The following is a 19,876-nucleotide window of genomic DNA, read 5'->3' as shown; positions in this document are numbered from 1 at the left end:
TTTTACTTTTTAAGGAGAAAACGTCACCATGAGAAACGTCAAAAATTACATTATCGCAATAATCCTCATTGTCATTGCTGAACGTATGGGCATAAAAGTATTACAGTTTGGCCCAGGGAAAGTAGTTCTTCTCCCAATGTTATATGCACTTGTTTTAGGTGGGCTCCTTGGGCCTAAGTTTTTTAAAACTCTTAACAACAAAGATATGAACGATGCAACGCCTTTTATTAGCTGGGGGCTTATGATTCTCATGGCTGAGTATGGTACTTTTGTGGGGCCAAGCATTCCTAAAATTATTCAGGCTGGTCCCGCTCTGCTTTTACAGGAGTTAGGTAATTTAGGAACAGTGTTATTTGCTGTTCCCATTGCAGTGCTCTTAGGTTTGAAAAGAGAAACAATAGGCGCTTCGCACTCTATAGCGAGAGAAGGAAACCTTGCCCTTATCGCTGATGTTTATGGCATGGATGGTCCTGAAGGTAGGGGTGTCATGGGCGTATATCTTACAGGAACATTACTTGGAACCATAATATTCAGTCTCATGGCCTCTCTTTCTATTGCCTTTCTTCCTCTTCATCCCAAAGCTTTAGCTATGGCTTCTGGAGTAGGTAGCAGCAGTATGATGGCCGCTGCGTCTGGAACGCTCAAAGCGATATTCCCTAACATGGGAGACGAACTTCTCGCTCTTGGCGCTACCAGCAATATGTTGACAAGCCTTGATGGAATGTATATTTCACTCTTCGTTGCATTGCCCTTTGCAGAGTGGCTCTATAGAAAGATGTACTACGTTCGTTACGGGGTGTTGCTCGAAAAAAAGCACATATTGACGTCTACTAACGATAGTGAAAACGGGGCATCTTCTAAAAAAGGACTGAAAGGATTAGGCAAAGAACTCGCAGTTGCATTCCCTGGTTTGCTCATTATGGGGTGTATGGCTCTTATAGGAAATAGAGTAGGTTTTTCTCATTCAATTATCACGGCATTCCCTGGAATGTTGATTTTTGTCTTTATTGCTATGGCAGGTATTATCGTTGCTCGCCTTATTCCCGGGAAAATTCCTAGTGTAGCCTTCATGGTGCTCATTGGTTGCATCTTGACGATTCCTGGAGTTCCTACCGCTGATTTTATCTTCAACTTCACCAAACATGTTAACTTTCTTTCGATGACAACGCCAATTCTTGCTTTTATGGGACTCGCTGTTGGCAAAGATCTGGATTCCTTTAAGAAGACTGGTTGGAGATTAGTTGTCGTCAGTGTTTTTGTGTTTATGGGAACATACTTTGGCTCAGCCATGATCGCTCATATTATTTTAAAGGTGATAGGACAAATTTAATAAGTATACATCATTGCAATTTTCTGTATATTTGGTCTATAATGTATCTGTACAACGAAAGGAGGAGTGATGTATGAAAAAAGCTTTGGTAGCGATTGACCAGAGTCAAAATAGTCAGTTTCTTATTAGTTACGCCTTTCGTTTTGCAGAGAAAAATAGTATAGAGCGCTTGGATTTTATTCATGTTGTAACTCGGATCGATCTTTCTATTCCAGGTTATGTAGACTATCCGCCCCACTATAATGAGGAATCTATTCGTCAGTCATTCCTCAATATGATTGAGAAAGGGATGAGAGAGTCTGGAGTTACAGCTACGCCCTTTGAGTTCGTATTATCGACGGGGACACCTTATGAAGAAATCATCAAGATGGCCGAGAAAAACAGATATGAGCTAATTCTTATTGGACATCGTGGACTTAGTAATCTTGAACGTTTCTTTATCGGTAGCGTTGCGGCTAAAGTTGTTCGCCATGCCCCATGCACAGTTCTCGTGCATCTGCCGAGAGAAACGGAGGAAGCTGCACAAACATGATTATTCGATCGAGCCAGATAGAAGATCTTGAAAGCCACCCCCTTTTTGGGGTTCTTGACGGGGTATCGAGTCGCTCTATTAACCCAGATGATTTTTATGAAGAGAGTGCTTTTCACGAAATTAACTGGGTTGAAATGGAACCGCGGTCTCTCATTCCAGAACATGAGCATGAGGGATGCGAAGAAATAAAAATAATAGTCTATGGCATAGGAATATATTCGGAAGACAAACAAAAAGAGCGCGTTGGCGCTGGGGATGTAATCCTAACGGAAAAAGGCTTAAAACATTCCCTTGAAAATATAGGGAATTACCCGTTGGTTTATATAGCTATTTCTTCGAAGTGTATGAAGTGAGCACCCCCTCCATTCAGCTTGGGCAGTCGGCGGCAGGGCCGAACTGCCCTTTTTTTATGAAAAAGGACTAGCCAAAAATAGAAGAAGTTGTTATAATACCGAGCGTTGCAGGTAAGGAGAAGTGGCCGAGTGGTCGAAGGCGGGCGCTTGGAGAGCGTCTGAACCGCGAGGTTCCGTGAGTTCGAATCTCACCTTCTCCGCCATGAATATTTAAGCTGCCCTTTGGGGCAGCTTTTTTTGTGCCCTTTTACTTTTGGGGTGTAGTTTATGTGTTGACGATGACTTTGACACTGACGATGCCAATAGTAAGGTTGCCCCTTTGTATGTATTCAGATAAATAGAATAATTTTCTGCCTACATTTACTTCCAAAAATGTACTAAAATATACTAGAGTTGCTTAATTTTAACGAACGTACCCATCTATGGATAATGAACGGACTTTGGGAGGTAATGTGAAATGTATCAGGTAGGAGATTTAATTTTTTATGGCAACACAGGAGTATGTGAAGTTAAGGGTATTACAACACGAGATGCAGGAAAAGCAAACGATAAAGAACTCTATTATGTCTTAGAACCCGTGTATCAGAACTGTAAAATATTTATTCCTGTTAATACAACTGAAGTATTTATGCGTCCTGTTATTTCTAAAGACGAAGCTAAACAGCTTATTGATACGATTCCTACTCTTCAGGTAGAAACATATGAAGACTATACTTCAAGTCAACTTACAGAATGTTATGAGTCTTTAATTAAAACACACGATTGTGCTGACTTAATAGAATTGACGATGTCTATTTATACGAAGAAGCAGCTTGCTGACCAAAAGAAACATAAATTTGGGGCTATTGACGATAAATTTATGAAACGTGCAGAAGAGCTGCTTTTTGGAGAACTAGCAATAGCTCTTGATATTCCAAAAGAGAAGGTGCCTGAATATATAGCCAAAAGAGTTGGCAGAAAAAATAGAGCTAATAAAAATGAATATAATTAATTTTCTCTAGTTTTACCATGCTATTTTATTTTTCCCTGCATTTTTAGCGTCGTAAAGCAGCATGTCTGCTCTGTGAATAAGAGATTGTAACGTATCTTCTTTTTGGAGGAATGTTATTCCTCCACTAATGGAGATGGTTTTATCTTTTTCAGCTATATTCTGTAATATTTTTTCTCTAAATCGCTCTGCTGCCTTTACGGCGTTGCCTAACGGTGTTTCCGGAAAAATAACTAAAAATTCATCGCCTCCATATCTTCCCAAGAGGTCAGTTTCCCTGAATGTTTGTTTCATTGTTTCCGTCGCTTTTATGATTATTCGGTCTCCTTCCTGGTGTCCGAATGTGTCGTTTATATTTTTGAAGCCATCCATGTCAAATATTCCCACAGATAAAGGTGTTTTATAGCGATTAGCTCGTCGTATTTCTTCTTCCAACCTCCTACAAATATGTTTATGGTTAAAAAGATCTGTCATTCCATCTTTAATAGACAGATTTTTGAGTGTCTGAATTTGTTTGTCGATAATTTTCTTATTCATAAAGGTTTTGGTTTTCATTTGATAGGTCAACCTGGAAATGACAAGAGCCAAAACCAACGCAGCGAAAGAATTAAAAATATGATTTCGCGCAATAACGGGGTTATGCTGAAATTTAGGAAGAAAAGTGACGAAAATCCATTGAGCTGCACTAAAGATAGCAATCATATGAGGAAATGGGATATAAAAAAAGGACGCAATGCAGAAAAGAACAATTACATATACTGTAATGGTTCCAGTATAAATTTGATTGGCAAAACTTAGCATTACTGCAAAGGTAAGAAGTCCTAAGAAATAAAAAAATAAGAACCAGGAAGAATATCGAGGTAATTTTTCATTTTTTTTATTATTGAAATAGATTATTACGGGTAGAAAAACAATATAGATAAGAAAAAGAGTCACATACAAAGGGATATAACAAGAGAGACCAGCCTTATAGACATAGCCAAATGCCATGCTTTCAATAAGCAGTCCTAAAAGGCTGAATATAAGAATGTGGTGTATGTTTTGTTGCCAAAGAAAAAAGCGTAGTTCCTCACGATAATCATTTGTTGAATTTTGCCGCAGATTTTTCATTAAGTAATCTCCATTAAAAAGACATTCTAACTCTGCTAATTCCATTTTACACAAAAGATTGTTAATTATAAACGCCTATTTAAGAATTTAATGATTTTTCCCTAAATGTAACAATTTCCTTCAAGTCAGTAGATTCCACCTTGACGAGTATATATAAAACTTTATAATACCTACCGTTGAATATGACTATTAAGTCATATTTTTGGCCTTATAGTCAAAACGACAGGAGGATGTGGATGTCTCAGCTTCAGAAAAAAAAGAAACAGATGTTAAATGACCTTATGCGTGAGACGCTATATAAGTCAGCTCGCACCGTTATAGAGGAATATGGTTGGAAGGGTACAACTATGGAAAGAGTTGCACTTGAGGCAGGAATTGCAAAGGGCACGGTTTATAACTATTTCAAAAATAAAAGAGAATTAATGCGTTTTGTTATGGAGAAGCATGTTGAACCTCTTAACAAAGAGATTGAATTTATTGTAAATCAAAAAATATCTTCTATGGCTAAAACATTAGCTCTCATAATAGAAACAGTAACAGTAGGGATGGTGAGAAACAAAAGAATAATTTCATCAATGATACTTGCTTTCCATGAAGATGTAGATCTACGCCGTGATTTTGATCCTAAGATTCATCCTTTAGAGCAAACGCAATTGGCTATAGTAAAAATTATTGAAAAAGGCATTCAAAATGGAGAGTTTCGTTCCACTATGGATGCTATGTTAGCTGGGGCAATGATACATGCCCTTTTTACAGGTCTTTCGCGTCAAATCGCTTTAGGCTTGATCGATGTTACAGAAGAAAAAATAGCACAGGATGTTACATCATTTGTGCTACGTGGTTTATTAGCTTCGCCTGAAGGAGGAACACTATGAAGATAACAGACTTCTCTTTACGCAGACCTGTTACTGTATTAATAGGAACATTTGCTCTTATCTTTTTCGGTTTATTGGCGATGAAAAACATGGGAATGGAGCGAGTTCCTGACGTTGACTTCCCCCTTGTTGCCGTTTCGACGACAATGCAGGGAGCAAGCCCGACTGTTATGGATAATGACGTAACAGACGTTTTGGAAGAACAGTTAAATACTATTTCAGGAATAGAGAATATCAGGTCAAATACATATGAAGGTCGCTCTATCATTTTAGTCGAGTTTGAGTTGGGGCGAGATATAGATGCGGCGGCGGCAGATGTTCGAGACAAGGTTAATCTGGCTGTTTCCGATTTGCCGGAAGAAGCAGAAACACCCATTGTCCAAAAATTCAATGCTGGTGACAGTCCGATTATTACGTTAGGTATTACAGGGGTAGCTTCGTATAAAGAGCAGTCGCATTTTGCAGACAAAGTAGTGAAAGAGCGTTTGCAGACTATTGATGGTGTTGGTAGTGTCGATACTATAGGACTTCGCGAACGTGAAATACGAGTTTGGCTTGATCCTGCTCTTTTGGAATCACGTAATTTAACAGTTAAAGACGTAAAAGATGCCATAAAAGATAAGCACGTTGAACTTCCTGCTGGGCGTCTCGAATCTGACCGTAGAGAATTGAGCATACGCCTTGAGGGTGAATATGGGTCTGTTGAAGAGCTTGAGCAGCTTCCTATAGTTTCACGACACGGGGCTGTTATACGTTTACGAGATGTGGCCAGAGTCGAAGATGGATACGAAGATGTGCGCTCTATAGCGACGTATAACGGGAAACCGGTTATACTTCTTGAAATCCTTAAGCAGCGAGGAGCAAATGAAGTTGCTTTGGCAGATGGTGTGTATAAGGAACTTGATTCCCTCAAAAAACTAGCTCCATCAGATGTCAATATTGAAGTCTTGTCTGATACTTCTTCATTCGTTCGTAAATCTATGGCCGGAGTCGGAAGTGATACTCTTATAGGTATTGGTCTTTGTTCTCTTATAATGCTTTTCTTTTTGCGAACGATGCGGGCAACCTTTGTAACAATTGTAACAATTCCAGTCTGTTTGCTCGGTAGCCTTATTATTCTTAAGGGGCTTGGCGTTACGATTAATAACTTGAGCATGATGGGACTCTCTTTAGCTGTAGGTATGGTCGTTGATGCAACTACAGTTGTTCTTGAAAATATTCATAGGCACCTTGAAAATGGCAAATTACCCATGGAAGCGGCATCACAAGGAACGAGCGAAGTAGGTTTTGCCGTTTTGGCAGGAGCTGCGACGACAATATGCGTTTTTGCCCCTGTCGCATCAATGGGTGGCGTTATTGGTCGTTTCTTTTATGCCTTTGGAATCACAGTTGTTTTAACTATTGCTATTTCACTTGTTCTATCTTTGACATTGACTCCCTTTTTATGTTCAAGAATACTCCGTAAAGATCGTCCTGGAAAAGTAGCTCTTAAAATTGAAGCTTTTCTGGAATGGCTGGAAAATACCTATCGGAAGTGGCTGGGACGTTGTCTGAGACATCGATTTATTGTTTTGGCTGGTGCAGTAGGGATCTTTGTTTTGGGTATCTTTATGGCAGGCTTTCTGGGCACAGGGTTTTTCCCAAATGAAGATAGAGGCGATTTCGCAATCAGGTTTGAGCTTCCAGCCGGAGCATCTCTTGATGAGGGCAAAAGATTTTTAGATGAGCTTGGAGAATCTGTTCGTCTCTATCCTGAAGTTGCATATACCTATGGAACCATAGGTTCAGGAATGGGACAAGAGGTAAACAAAGGAAAACTTAATGTTACATTGGTTCCGAGAAATAAACGCGCTTCGTCTACGGAAGTCATGGGAAAGATGAGAAAACAGTTTTCTACTTATAAAGACGTGGAACTTACATTTGGTACGTGGGGATCTGATATTAGTATTACACTTGTAGGTCAAGATACCGAACAATTAGATGCTGTAGCTCAAAAGATGAAGAAAGATATTGAAAAAGACGGTCGCTTAACAGACGTTTCTACTGACGTTCGACTTGATAGCCCCAGAATTAATGTAGAAATAAACAGAGGGCTGGCAGATGAATTGGATGTAAATGTTCGAGATCTTTCTCAGGAGATACAGGCTTATTTCGGCGGAGTCAAATCTGGTGTTATGAAAGATGGTGGGTATCGCTATGATATCCGTCTGAGAGCAGAGGAAGAATATAGGCGTAACATCCAGGATATTCAGAATATAGCTTTTAAAGATGGAAATGGAAATCTCATAAAAGCGCCAGGTCTTGTTAAAGTTAAAGAGGGGCAAGGTCCTACTCTTGTAAAACGTTATAACAGGCAACGTTCTTTAACAATTACTGCGAATGCAACGGGAATTTCTTCAGGTGAAGGTGTAACTCTCGTAATGGATTCCTTTAAAAAATATGCACCTTCTGATGGCAGTGTTCGTGTTATTCCAACTGGCGTTTCGAAGCATATGAAAGAAAATTTTCAAGAACTTTTCAAAGCTCTTGCTATTGCCATTATTTTGGTTTATATGGTTATGGCAGTACAGTTTGAATCTTTCATCTATCCTTTAATGGTTATGTTTTCATTACCCCTTGCAACGACAGGTGTTTTTGGAATCCTCTTAGTTACAGGCATGGACTTAGATATGATGAGTTTCATGGGAATTATTTTGCTCGTCGGTATTGTCGTAAACAACGCCATTATATTGGTCGATTTTGCTAACCAACGCCGAGCTGCTGGTTATGGTCGATTGGAAGCTATGCAAGAGGCTGGACCTTTACGCCTGAGGCCAATACTTATGACAGCGCTCTCTACATCTATAGCGGCTATTCCCATCGCCTTGGGGCTCAGTGAAGGCGGAGAGATACGACAGCCCATGTCTACAGCTGTTATAGGAGGAATGCTTACATCGACATTCCTGACACTGTTTGTAATTCCGGCAGTCTACGTTATTTTAGGTGATGCCAAAGAGAAAATAGCGCAGATTATTGTACGTTTGACAAAAAAGTCTACGGTGACGAGTATGAGTGGAGGGGAAAAATGAGATATGCAAAAAGAACAGCTTTAGTTTTTATGCTGCTATTGTTAATGGTGCAGATTGGATGGGCAGCCTCTGAGAATAGTATGGTCTTGACATTAGAAAAAGCACTTTCTATAGCGGAAGAGCAAAACTTGGATATCCTCTCAGCTCGCCAGGAACTTATTCGTGCTGGAGGAAAACAGGTAGAGGCAAAAGCCGGAGGACTTCCTTCATTAGATGCTGGGGCTACCTATACACGTAGAGAAAAACCTGATGCTGGTTCGGATGAAGAAAATGTAAATACTGCTTCTTTAACACTAACTCAACCTATATATCAGGGCGGACGGATCACGGCAGCAAAGCGTCAGGCATCCATAGAACAACGGCAAGCTGAGTTTTATTACAAAGAAGTATTTGAACAGGTTGCTTTGAATGTCTACAATCGTTTCTATTCCGTATTGCTTGAGAAGGAAAATGTTAAGACAGCTGAGGATGCACTCCTTTTTGCGGAGAAATATTTAGAGGAAGTCAAAAAGAAGAGAGCCTTGGGCTTAGCGACAGGATTAGAGATTACACGTGCGGAGAAACAGCTGGCTGAAAATAGAACGGGCTTGATCCGTGCAAATAATAATTTGGAAATAGCTAAAATAAATTTGCTTGAATTGCTGAATATACGACCGGAAACATCATATGAAATAGAAGGGGCGCTTTCATACAACCCTATTGAAGGGGATATGGAATCCTCTTTAACGAAAGCTCTTTCGTCTCGTGCCGATTATCAACGAGCAGAACTACAGGTTAATGTTGCCGATCAGCAGATTGAAATAGCGAAAAGTGGCATGAGGCCATCTGTATCAATAAAAGGTACATATCGGTATGATGACCCTGAACAAACTCTTTACAATAGTAAAGATACATGGCAGGCAAGTATCAATGTTGATATTCCTGTTATGGATAGTGGCCTTACGCATGGTAGAGTTGTGCAACAGAAGGCTGTGCGAGAACAAGCTGTTCATGCTGTAAACAAAAAGGAAGAGAGTATTCTTACAGAAGTAAATAGTGTTTATCTTGATTTAGAAACGGCATCGCAGGTTGTGGAAGAGGCTCAGATCAACTTGGAACTCGCAAAAGAGACATTGCGCTTGTCTGAGGTGGGATATAGAGAAGGGGTAGGCATTCAATTGGATGTATTGGATGCACGGGCTTCTTTAACGAATGCTCGTCGAGAGTACTCTTCTGCTGTAAAAGATTATGCCTACGCTATAGTACGTTTACGCAAGGCTGAGGGCATTTTAACTGAAGAACCAGTTCTTCCTTAAAAAGACTAAGGAGTGATTCAATAGTGCGGTCTACAAAAAAAATACTAATTGGCGTTATCGTTATCCTTCTCGGTGCCGGCTTCTTTGTTTTTGGCCCGTTGAGAAATAGACCAGAAGCTTCTCAAGACACTTCCTCCGCACTTTCAACAGCGGCAAAAGTATCTGTGATGTCTGCGAAAAAAACACCTGTCCTTCGTGATGGTTTTGAAGAGAACAGTACAATAGAGGCTATTGAAAGGGTCGTTGTCTATCCAAAAGTTACAGGACGCCTTGAATCTCTCAAGGTAAGCCAGGGTGATTTGGTGCAAGCAGGCCAAACGATAGCTGTTCTTGACCATAGAGACATTGATGCCCAAATTTCTTCGGTAAAAGCAAGTATTATTGTGGCAGAAGCTCAGGTTGCTGAAGCACGGGCGGGGCTTGATAATGCCAAAATAGAGAGAGAACGTTATCAGCGACTTTTAAAGGAAGGCTTCTCGACTCAACAGCAGCTTGATGCTAAAGAGACAGCCTATCTCCAGACAGAGGCCAGATATAAGTTGGCAGAGGCGACTGTTCTCCAAGCGCGTTCAGAGCTAAAAAATCTTGAGGTTAAACTTTCTGAGTATTATATAAAGGCTCCAATATCAGGAACAGTATTAAATGATTACTCCCATACTATTGGAACAATGATGAGCCCTTCTGTTGCTGTTGTCGAAATAGCAGATATGGGCACACTTAAGGCCGTTGTCAGAGTACCGGAGTCACGAGCTTTTGGTCTCTCTTCAGGAATGAAGGGGCTTGTTCGCAGCGATGGCCTTGGCAACAAAGTTTTTGAGGGAACAATAGCTCGGGTAAGCCCCTATGTAAAAGAGGACACGAGAACAGTACAGGTTGAAGTGTTTATAGATAATAATCAAAATGGGGTATCTCTTCGACCTGGAATGTTTGCTCGAGTTTTCTTAATACGACAAGAGGCAAAAGATGCTTTAGTTGTTCCTTCTGATGCTCTGATAGAAGGTGAAGAGGGAGTAGCGTTACGACTTGTTAAAGACGAGCAGTTGCGAATAATTCCTGTAAAGTTGGGAATACGAACTGACTCTACCGTTCAAGTTACGGAAGGTTTGTCTGAAGGAGATTATGTTGTAGTTGCTGGTGGCAAGCTTCTTAAAGACGGCGATAAGGTAGAGTTTTCAGTAAGGGAATAATTCTTCTTAATTTTATATAGACTCTTAATAGCAAAATAACAAAGCTCTCTGGGTAGATTTTCGTAGCTTCCCAGAGAGCTTTGTTGTAGTATTGGGTATCATCTTTTCTGGAGGTTTATTGCGAATAATGAAACGGTTTTCTTCGTTTTTGTTACTGTTTGTCTGGGGGATTCTTTTGTGTGTGTCGCCTGCTGCAGAAGGGGCTGTTACTTTAAAGGAAGAAAAAAAGTATGATCCCATAGAAGTTTTGCAAGCGCTCAATTATTGCACCTATTCACTGAGCAAAATTGTTTCATACAATGATCGTGTTGTCCTCTCGTTTGAGTATGACAATATCATAAATAACTTGAACTTAAATGCTATTCCTGACGAAGATATTGTTAAACTTCTGGCCAAACTTATGGATACGCTTAAAGATGAAATTATTTCTGAACGTAAACGTGAGCGTATAGAGAAGAGCTATCAGAGAAAATTGGAACGTACATTATATAACCTTCTTGCAGGGGTAAAGCTTTCCCCGCAAAGTGTAGTGTCTGCTGCCGTAAGTGCGGTTTCCTCAATGGGCTCTATGTATGTGAACTATCAACGACAGATAGAGGAGTACTTGAGCGAAAATGAAGAAATGATCGAAGCTCTCGACGATGAAAAGCTCAACTCGATTAATGCGATACGAAAAGATTTGTTAACGGCATCGTGGAATATAGTAAAAAAATATAATATTGATGATCAGTACAGATTGACAGAAAAACAGATCAATGAGTTTGTAGAAAGTGTGAAATCAGGGGGAGAAGAAGTTCAGCATCGAAAATTGGCGCGACTTCTTCGTGATAATGTTGCTTTTCAGTACTTCCCTCCCTTTTGGTATTATTATGCTCTTTCCAACAAGGAGAACGAGACGTTTTTCCTTGATTGCACGGATAAGTTTTTACAAACACACCGACCTATCTTCAGAAAGGATCCTCTTTGGGCGAGCGTCTTGATGGAACGTCTACGTTTGCAGAAAAAAGCGGATTCCAAAAACAGTGACGATATTCAAAGTGTAAGGGAAGATTTAGAGCAAATAATAAACCAGTCAAACAATTCAGATTGGCAGAATTTCCTTTTTGTCGGGTTAACATATGCCCAAATTGGTATGTTGGAAGAAGCCCGCGAAAACTTGCAACGTAATATTGACAACGGATATGAGGTGTCTCTGAATGGTCGACTGCTTGCAGAGCTCTTGCTGGATGGCGGAGATATAAAGGAGTTCAATACAACTCTCAATAAAATGCTCAACGACACTCGAGTTGTGAATAGCGACAAGCTCTATCTTATTGGTCGATGCCGTAACGCAACCTATCTAAATAGATTTAAGAATGAAATTTCAGAAATCCGGCTTATTGCTATGAACGAGGCTGCCGTTACGGAGCTTATGAGTCCTACATATCTTTTAACGATACCTAACAAGTGGCTTATTGAAGACGCTCCTTTTGATGTGAGGATCTTTAACGAAAATATGGATAAATCCCATCATTATGAATCTCTTGATGATCCGGAGCTTATCATAAGCACAAAGAAAAAACGTGTGGCGATTAAATTTCCCGAAGCAGATCATACAATAGCGAGGAAACCTGAGAAGAATATTTCAGTGAATATAAAACACCCATTGATAGATATGACGTTGAATTATGAGTTAGAGAAAAAAGACGTGGGGCGGTCTGCAAAAACATTAATTGAGGCTTTCGTTCCTTTTTATTCCGAAGTTTTGGGCACATATCGTTTAAAAGAGATAGTTTTTATGGATGATAAGTATGTTTTTACTCCTAAGGGAGTAATTGCTGAGAATAAAAATTGATTTTAACCTTTTTTTACGAGAGGCCGTTGAAAAACGGTCTCTTTTGTTTTTTCTCTTTTATTTTAAATTGACAAACCATCTAGAAGAATCTATTATTAACGAAGGAAAACCTTCATAAATAAAAAAATTAGTAGTCATTACTTCTCATGTTAACCTTCTTTATCTATATTTTATTCCTGCTTAATTTTCTACGTAATGTTTCGTATCGTTTTATCCTAATTATTTAGTTAAGGGATTTTCTCTGTGAGTTCCGGCCGGACGAGAACAGAGGTAGTTGGAATGTGTATTAAAACACAGAGAGGGGATGGTTTGCGTGCCAGAATATGGGGCGATGATTCCTCGTAGCTACAAAACTGCCCTTAAAAAAGCTGTTAGAGGTGAAGGAATATACCTTTTTGATGAGGATGGAAAAGCCTACATTGATGGGTGTAGTGGAGCATTGCTTTCCAGTGTAGGCCATGGAAACAAAGAGATAGCTGATGCTATATACAAACAGCTTACTTCTCTTGAGTTTGCCCATCCTTCACGGTGGTATAACGAGGCCACTATGGAAGCGGCTAAAGAAGTTGCTTCGTTTGCGCCAGAAGGGCTTAATTATGTTTGGCTTGTCAGTGGTGGCAGCGAAGCTATCGAATCGGCGCTTAAATTGGCAAGACAATATTTCGTCGAACGTGATGGAGAGAGTTCTTCAAAATATGTCATGATTGCTCGTTGGAACTCCTACCATGGAAGTACCATAGGAACTATGGGGTTAGCGGGTAGCATGGCTCGTCGTAGAACTTTTTATCCCTTGTATCAGGATTATCCCAAAATATCTTCACATTATTGTTACCGTTGTCCTTATGGATTGTCATATCCTTCTTGTGATATTCGTTGCGCTCACTCACTAGAACATGAAATCAGAAGAATAGGAGCTCAATATGTTGCCGCTTTTGTGGCAGAACCTATTGTAGGTTCCACTGTTGGTGGACTTCACCCTCCTAAGGAATATTGGCCCATTATTCGCGAAATCTGTTCTAAATACGATGTTTTGCTTATTGCCGATGAAATTATGACTGGAATTGGTCGTACAGGTGCTAATTTCTGCCTGAATCATTGGAACGTTATTCCCGACATGATTTGTTCTGCAAAAGCCTTGTCAGGAGGGTACTCACCAGTAGGAGCTCTTATAGCCAAAGACGAAATTGTTGAGATATTGAAACAGGGAAGCGGTGCTTTTCAACATGGTCATACCTATAACGCCAATCCAGCCACAGCTGCTGCTGTTACTGCAACTCTCCGTTTGATACAGCGAGAGAAGTTGGTAGAAAATGCACGCATTCAGGGAGATCGATTCTCAAAGAAACTAGAGTCTCTGTATAACATCCCTATCGTTGGAGAAGTAAGAGGAATGGGGCTCATGAGAGGCGTTGAAATTGTTGCAGATCAGAAGACACGCGAGGCCTTCCCATCTTCAGTAAACGCGGCTGGTGTTGCGACCGGAGAGTGTCTGAAACAGGGACTTGTTGTTTATCCAGGGCGGGGACAAATAGATGGAGTAGAGGGAGACCAATTTTTAGTTGCGCCTCCTCTCATAGTGACAGAGAACGAAATAGATGAAATTGTTGTGCGTTTGGAGAAAGGATTGAGGGCAGCAAGCGAAAAATTGTTGTCTGGTTTGTAGGGTAAGAGTCGAGGGCCTAAAGTTAAAGGAGGGTATGTGTATGAATAAGAAATGGATAGCCCTGATAGCTGTTTTAGCTCTTGTAGTATTTGGAAGTGCAGCAACAGCTGTGACATTTATTACTATCGGTTCAGGTGGAGTTGGAGGAACGTATTATCCCCTAGGTGGGGCCATGGCTGAAATATTGACGAAAGCCAACATTGGTGTCAAAGCTACATCCCGTTCAACTGCGGCTTCCAAAGAGAACTGCCGCCTTGTTGCTTCTGATAAAGCCCAGATAGGAATGTCTATGGGATCGACTTTATATCAGGCCTATACGGGAACCGAAGCATTCGGGCAAGATGGAAAACTTCCTTTAAGGATTCTTATGCATATGTATCCTGCCCCTCAGCATCTTGTAACAACAACTAAAACAGGGATAAAATCTTTTGAAGACATTAAAGGGAAAAAAGTTTCTCTTGGAGCTCCTGGTGGTGGAGACCAGATTTTAAGCCGAATTATTCTTGAAACTGCTGGAATAGATCCGGACAAAGATTTACAAAAACAACAGTTGACTCAGCCTGAAGGTGTTATGGCACTGAAAGATGGAAATGTTGATGCTGTCTTTTGGAATTTTGCAGCTCCAGGCTCTGCTGTATTAGAGGTTGCTGCTGTTCGCGATATCGTACTCATTCCTCTTCCTGAAGAGCTCGTTAAAAAGGTAGTTGAAACCCATCCATTCCTTTTCCCATATACCATAATCAAAGGAACATACCCCGGCATAGACAAAGACATAATGACTGTAGCAGATGGTAACTTCCTTGTTGTTCATGAGAATATGCCCGAAGAATTGGGGTATAACTTGGTTAGCACAATTATAGGAAATGCCAAAGCTTTCATGGATATTACTCAGCAGGCATCTCACTTTGTACCAGAAGAAGCGAGCGTTGGAATTATTCCATTTACATCTGGTTCAGTGAAATATTTCAAGGAAAAAGGCATAGAGGTGAAATAGGTCTCTTTTACTGCGGGGGAGAGTCTCTCTCTCCCGCCATTTTGAGATGAGACTGGGGAGGGAAACATGATGACAAATCCTTCAATACCGCCGCAGAACATTCAGCCAGTAGATGTAGATGTAAAAAAACGAGAACTTCACGGCTGGCAATATTGGATTGTAGCTGCTCTAGCCCTGTCGGCATCTGTTTTTCACCTCTATACGGCTGTTTTTGGGTTACGTTCAGCTATGTACCAGAGAAGTATCCACTGGCTTTTTATGGGAGCGTTAATGTTCCTTTTATATCCCATATCGAAAAAAAGGCCAAAAAATCGTATTGATTGGTGGGACTGGATTTTTGCAGCACTGCTCATCGTTGGTTGTCTCAACATTATTTTGAATTGGGAAACCATTACTATGCGTGAAGGTGCACCTATTACTTCAGATATTTACTTAGGATCGATGATGATCCTCCTCGTTCTTGATGGAACGAGACGGTCAATGGGACTACCCTTGCCAATTATGGCGACAATTGCGATGATTTATGCCTTTTTAGGCCCCTATTTCCCGGGGATTTTAGCTCATGGAGGCTTTGCCCTCGATGAAATCGCGCCGTTCCAGTATTTACGAACCGATGGTATATTTGGCGTTCCCTTAGGTGTTTCAGCATCATTTATATTTCTTTTCGTTTTGTTTGGAGCTGTTCTTAAAGTGTCGGGAGCTGGACAGTTTTTTATAGATCTTTCGATTGCACTGACTGGTAAAAGCCGCGGAGGTCCAGCAAAAGCGGCAGTGGTTGCCAGCGCTCTCATGGGAACTGTCTCGGGAAGTTCTGTTGCCAACACGGTGACGACAGGAGCTTTTACTATCCCTCTCATGAAAACGGCAGGATATAGCTCAGAATTTGCAGGTGCAGTTGTTGCCGCTTCTTCAACAGGAGGTCAAGTTATGCCGCCTGTCATGGGGGCAGCCGCCTTTATTATGGCTCAATTTCTTGGTATTTCGTATTGGGAAATAGTGGTTGCAGCGGCTATACCAGCGGCACTTTATTTCTTCTCAATTTGGGCCATGGTGCATTTCAGAGCAGGGAAAAAGGGTATAAGGGCGATGACCAATGAAGAGGTTCCTCCTATATGGCCTGTCTTAAGAGAAGGCTGGCATCTATTAATACCTATCATTACTCTCATAGGTTTTTTGGCAACAGGATATTCTGCTGTAAAGGCCGTTTTCTGGTCGATTGTCTGTCTGATTGGAGCCTCATGGTTAGGAGAAAAGAAATATCGTATGACACCGCAACGAATACTTAATGCTCTTATTGACGGAGCTATTGGCGCAGTCGATGTCGCTGCAGCTTGTGCGTGTTCTGGCATTGTCATTGGAGTTATTGGTATAACCGGAGTTGGGCTTGCATTCTCTTCTTTTGTTATGAGCCTTTCTCACGGAATACTTCCCTTGGCACTTCTATTGACAATGATCGGATCAATTATTCTCGGTATGGGAGTTCCTACCACAGCACAATACATCATTACATCAACACTCGCCGCTCCAGCGTTGGCTCAAATGGGGGTTCCCATGATGTCTGCTCATTTATTCTGCCTTTATTTTGGAGTCTTGGCAGATGTAACACCTCCAGTAGCTTTGGCTACATATGCTGCTGCTGGTATAGCACGTTCCAACGCTATGAAAACAGGATTTACGGCCCTTGTCGTTGCTGTGGCAGGATTTATTGTCCCATATATGTTTGTGTATAACAGCTATCTTCTTTTCCAGGGCAGCCTTATAAAAATTATTATTGGCTGTGCAACTGCTTTCCTGGGAATAATAGGGTTGGCAGCAGGTGTTCAGGGGTTCTTTGTTACTCATCTTCCAATTTGGGGAAGAGCTGCGTTGCTTGCGGTTCCTTTCTTGTTAATTCATCCAACCCTAATAGCCAATGTCGTTGCTGTTGCTATCGTTGCGTTTATGTTTATTACTCAGAAACGCAGAGCATCTCGTGTTGTCTCACCTATTTTAGAGAACACGGAACAACAATAAAAGGGAGGTTCGGCATATGCCCAAAAAAACCATTAAACCTGTTATGTCAGCAGAAGAGGCAATTCGCTATGTAAAGCCGGGAGCTTCGCTGATGGTCGGAGGGTTTAATTACGGAGGAGTTCCTTACACCTTAGTGGATGCATTGGCTGCTTCGAAAACAAATGATTTACACTTGATTTCCAATGATACTTTATATGCCAATGATAAATATCCAGAAGGTATTGGACAAGGCCAGCTCGTTGTTAATGGTCAGGTTCGTAAAGTTACAGCTTCTCATATCGGTTTAAATAAAGAGACGCAACGTCTTTTTAATGAGAATAAGTTAGAACTTGAACTTGTTCCTCAAGGGAGCTTTGTTGAACGTATCAGAGCGGGAGGTTTTGGATTAGGAGGCGTATTGACGCCTACCGGAGTAGGAACGTGTTATGAAGAAGATAAACAAGTAATAGAAGTGAATGGTAAACGATACATTCTTGAACTCCCCTTACGGGCTGATGTTGCTTTTATTCGGGCGTATCGTGCTGATCGTTGGGGAAATTTAACGTATTTTGGAACGAACCGGAATTTTAACCCTGTTATGGCAACGGCAGCGAATATTGTCATAGCAGAAGTCGATTCCATTGTTCGTGAAGGTGAAATTGACCCTAACGATGTTGTTACACCTGGAATTCTGGTAGATATTCTCGTGCTGAAAGGAGATGGATACTATGCTTCCAGAACTTGATGAAAAGGTAGTGCGAGAACGAATTGCAAAACGAATAGCCCTTGATTTTGATAATGGCGCCGTTGTCAATCTGGGCATAGGTATTCCTACGCTTGTTTCAGATTTCATCCCTCGTAGTGTCAGGGTAATCATGCAGACAGAAAATGGAGTTGTTGGTGCAGGCCCAGCGCCAGAGGAACACGATCTTCGCTTTATAGGAGCGGGAGGACGAGGGTTAAGCCTTATTCCAGGATCATCAATAGTTTCGAGCGATATGAGTTTTGGTCTCATTCGAGGTGGTCATCTCGACGCCACTGTTTTGGGTGCATTAGAAGTTGATGAAGAAGGCAATTTGGCAAACTGGTGGATTCCGGGAAAACTCATACCAGGGATGGGTGGAGCCATGGATCTCGTATCCGGAGCAAGAGCCGTCTATGTCGCCACAACGCATTTTGATAAGAAAGGACGGTCAAAACTTGTAAAGAAATGTGCTCTTCCTCTTACAGGTGCAGGCGTAGTTTCTACAATTGTGACTGAGTATTGTGTTGTAAGAAAGCGCGACGGGCACATGGTGTTAACAGAGATAGCTCCCAACGTGGATGTTAATGAATTGCTGGAAAAAACAGCTATGAGTTTTGAGGTGAGCAGTGATCTTTGCTTAATGAAAGGCATTGAAGAAGAATGTTGTTGCGAGGAGGCATCGAAATGACAAAGGCTGTTATTCTGAGTGCCTGCCGAACTCCTGGCGGAAAATATGGAGGATCTTTAAAATCTTTTGAAGCTCCTGATCTTGGAGGCGTAGCTATAGCTGAAGCCGTAAAACGATCTGGTGTTAAAACTGATGATATTTCAGAAGTAATTATGGGAAATGGCTGGCAGGCAGGTGTAGGAGCCAATCCCGCTCGTATCGCTATGGTCAAGGGAAAATTACCGCAAGATATTCCGTCATTTACCGTGAATAAACGATGTGGCTCGGGTTTGCGGACTATCATGCTTATAGCTGACCGTGTCCGTCTTGGAGATATTAATGCTGGAGTGGCAGGGGGAATGGAAAGCGCAACGAATACTCCCTATCTCCTTCCCGATGCACGCTGGGGCCATAGAATGGGAGAAAAGAAGGCTTTAGATGTGTTACATCAGGATGGTTTTGTGTGTCCCGTGGCAGGAGCCCTCATGGGGACACTAACAGAACGCCTGGTTACGGAATATAATATATCGAGACAAGAACAAGATGAATATGCTTTGCAAAGTCATCAAAAGGCAGTTCGAGCTATGGAAGAGGGCTTGTTCGCAGAAGAAACTGTGTCTTTAACCTATCGTGATCGTAAAAAAGGTGAAATCGTTGTAGACCGTGAAGAAATTCCAAGAAAAGATACCTCTCTTGAAGCTCTTGGCCGTCTCCCTGCTATCTTTAAAGAAAATGGAACAATTACCGCAGGAAGCAGCTCAGCTTTATGCGACGCTGGCAGTGCTGTTGTCGTAGCGAATGAAGAATGGGCCAAGCAACAAGGTCATAAGCCAATAGCGCGAATTTTAGGGTATGCAAATGCGGCTCTTGACGCTGGCTTGTTTGGAATAGCGCCAACTATTGCCATGCCTAAAGCTCTTGAAATGGCGAATCTAGCCCTTGAAGATATGGATCTTATTGAGATCAATGAAGCATTTGCTGCGCAGGTTATAGCTTGCCATAGAGTTCTTCCCTTAAATATGGAAAAACTTAATGTTCATGGTGGAGCCATAGCATTAGGACATCCCATAGGAGCTACCGGGGCTAGAATTCTTACTACATTACTTTATGCACTCAAGACAGCAGACAAAGAACTTGGCATTGCCAGTGCGTGTATCGGTGGTGGGCAGGCAGTAGCGATGGTCGTGCAACGACTTTAAAATACTTTACAAAAATTAGCTAGTTATAAAAATAAAAAGACTTC

16 protein-coding genes and 1 tRNA gene are annotated in these 19,876 nt (G+C 41.3%); 16 read left to right on the top strand and 1 reads right to left on the bottom strand.

Features of this window, described 5'->3' with window-relative positions:
- The first annotated feature begins 28 nt into the window (after positions 1-28).
- The 5 genes from ACZ5GY_RS05950 to ACZ5GY_RS05930 all read left to right on the top strand — a co-directional run bounded on the left by ACZ5GY_RS05950 (position 29) and on the right by ACZ5GY_RS05930 (position 3,206).
- A complete protein-coding gene (locus ACZ5GY_RS05950; protein ID WP_307879980.1) occupies positions 29-1,330 on the top strand; it encodes a DUF3100 domain-containing protein in 1,302 nt (433 codons plus the stop codon).
- Positions 1,331-1,403: 73 nt separating this feature from the next.
- On the top strand, positions 1,404-1,862 hold the full coding sequence (locus tag ACZ5GY_RS05945) for a universal stress protein (RefSeq protein WP_213695880.1): 459 nt from the start codon (positions 1,404-1,406) through the stop codon (positions 1,860-1,862).
- Entirely contained in the window at positions 1,859-2,215 is a 357-nt protein-coding gene (locus tag ACZ5GY_RS05940) for a cupin domain-containing protein (protein WP_213695879.1), read from the top strand. The genes ACZ5GY_RS05945 and ACZ5GY_RS05940 overlap by 4 nt, the downstream gene beginning before the upstream one ends.
- 115 nt (positions 2,216-2,330) lie before the next feature.
- A tRNA-Ser gene (locus tag ACZ5GY_RS05935) sits at positions 2,331-2,418 on the top strand.
- A 254-nt stretch (positions 2,419-2,672) separates the two neighbouring features.
- Positions 2,673-3,206 carry a CarD family transcriptional regulator gene (locus tag ACZ5GY_RS05930; RefSeq protein WP_213690374.1) on the top strand — a complete coding sequence of 178 codons (534 nt, stop codon included), beginning with the start codon at positions 2,673-2,675 and terminating at the stop codon, positions 3,204-3,206.
- A 12-nt stretch (positions 3,207-3,218) separates the two neighbouring features.
- On the opposite strand, the gene ACZ5GY_RS05925 is transcribed toward ACZ5GY_RS05930, so the two are convergent.
- Entirely contained in the window at positions 3,219-4,358 is a 1,140-nt protein-coding gene (locus tag ACZ5GY_RS05925) for a GGDEF domain-containing protein (protein ID WP_464111616.1), read from the bottom strand.
- A gap of 191 nt (positions 4,359-4,549) precedes the next feature.
- Between ACZ5GY_RS05925 and ACZ5GY_RS05920 the strand changes: the two genes are divergently transcribed.
- From ACZ5GY_RS05920 to ACZ5GY_RS05870, 11 genes are all read left to right on the top strand, one after another.
- Entirely contained in the window at positions 4,550-5,188 is a 639-nt protein-coding gene (locus tag ACZ5GY_RS05920; RefSeq protein ID WP_213690372.1) for a TetR/AcrR family transcriptional regulator, read from the top strand.
- Entirely contained in the window at positions 5,185-8,256 is a 3,072-nt protein-coding gene (locus ACZ5GY_RS05915) for an efflux RND transporter permease subunit (RefSeq protein WP_213699862.1), read from the top strand. The genes ACZ5GY_RS05920 and ACZ5GY_RS05915 overlap by 4 nt, the downstream gene beginning before the upstream one ends.
- The gene (locus ACZ5GY_RS05910; protein WP_464111615.1) at positions 8,253-9,551 is read left to right on the top strand and encodes a TolC family protein; all 1,299 of its coding nucleotides are present in this window, start codon (positions 8,253-8,255) and stop codon (positions 9,549-9,551) included. The genes ACZ5GY_RS05915 and ACZ5GY_RS05910 overlap by 4 nt, the downstream gene beginning before the upstream one ends.
- Positions 9,552-9,574: 23 nt before the next feature.
- A complete protein-coding gene (locus ACZ5GY_RS05905; protein WP_213695877.1) occupies positions 9,575-10,738 on the top strand; it encodes an efflux RND transporter periplasmic adaptor subunit in 1,164 nt (387 codons plus the stop codon).
- Between the two features lie 127 nt (positions 10,739-10,865).
- Positions 10,866-12,572, top strand: a complete 1,707-nt coding sequence (locus ACZ5GY_RS05900; protein ID WP_307879988.1) for a hypothetical protein — start codon at positions 10,866-10,868, stop codon at positions 12,570-12,572.
- Between the two features lie 304 nt (positions 12,573-12,876).
- Positions 12,877-14,235 carry an aminotransferase family protein gene (locus ACZ5GY_RS05895; RefSeq protein WP_213690367.1) on the top strand — a complete coding sequence of 453 codons (1,359 nt, stop codon included), beginning with the start codon at positions 12,877-12,879 and terminating at the stop codon, positions 14,233-14,235.
- A 40-nt stretch (positions 14,236-14,275) separates the two neighbouring features.
- Positions 14,276-15,229: a TAXI family TRAP transporter solute-binding subunit gene (locus ACZ5GY_RS05890; protein WP_464111614.1), complete on the top strand. Its 954-nt coding sequence runs from the start codon at positions 14,276-14,278 to the stop codon at positions 15,227-15,229.
- Positions 15,230-15,298: 69 nt separating this feature from the next.
- Positions 15,299-17,242, top strand: coding sequence for a TRAP transporter permease (locus ACZ5GY_RS05885; RefSeq protein WP_213690375.1), 1,944 nt, complete (start codon positions 15,299-15,301; stop codon positions 17,240-17,242).
- Positions 17,243-17,258: 16 nt separating this feature from the next.
- The gene (locus ACZ5GY_RS05880) at positions 17,259-17,966 is read left to right on the top strand and encodes a CoA transferase subunit A (protein WP_213699859.1); all 708 of its coding nucleotides are present in this window, start codon (positions 17,259-17,261) and stop codon (positions 17,964-17,966) included.
- Positions 17,950-18,654, top strand: coding sequence for a 3-oxoacid CoA-transferase subunit B (locus tag ACZ5GY_RS05875; protein WP_213701163.1), 705 nt, complete (start codon positions 17,950-17,952; stop codon positions 18,652-18,654). The genes ACZ5GY_RS05880 and ACZ5GY_RS05875 overlap by 17 nt, the downstream gene beginning before the upstream one ends.
- The gene (locus ACZ5GY_RS05870; RefSeq protein WP_213699857.1) at positions 18,651-19,832 is read left to right on the top strand and encodes a thiolase family protein; all 1,182 of its coding nucleotides are present in this window, start codon (positions 18,651-18,653) and stop codon (positions 19,830-19,832) included. Before ACZ5GY_RS05875 ends, ACZ5GY_RS05870 begins: the two co-directional genes overlap by 4 nt.
- Positions 19,833-19,876 lie beyond the last annotated feature (44 nt).

The organism is Aminobacterium thunnarium (assembly GCF_055390565.1).
Note: the sequence above shows the minus strand (reverse complement) of the source record. Positions and strands in the feature narration are given on the sequence as shown.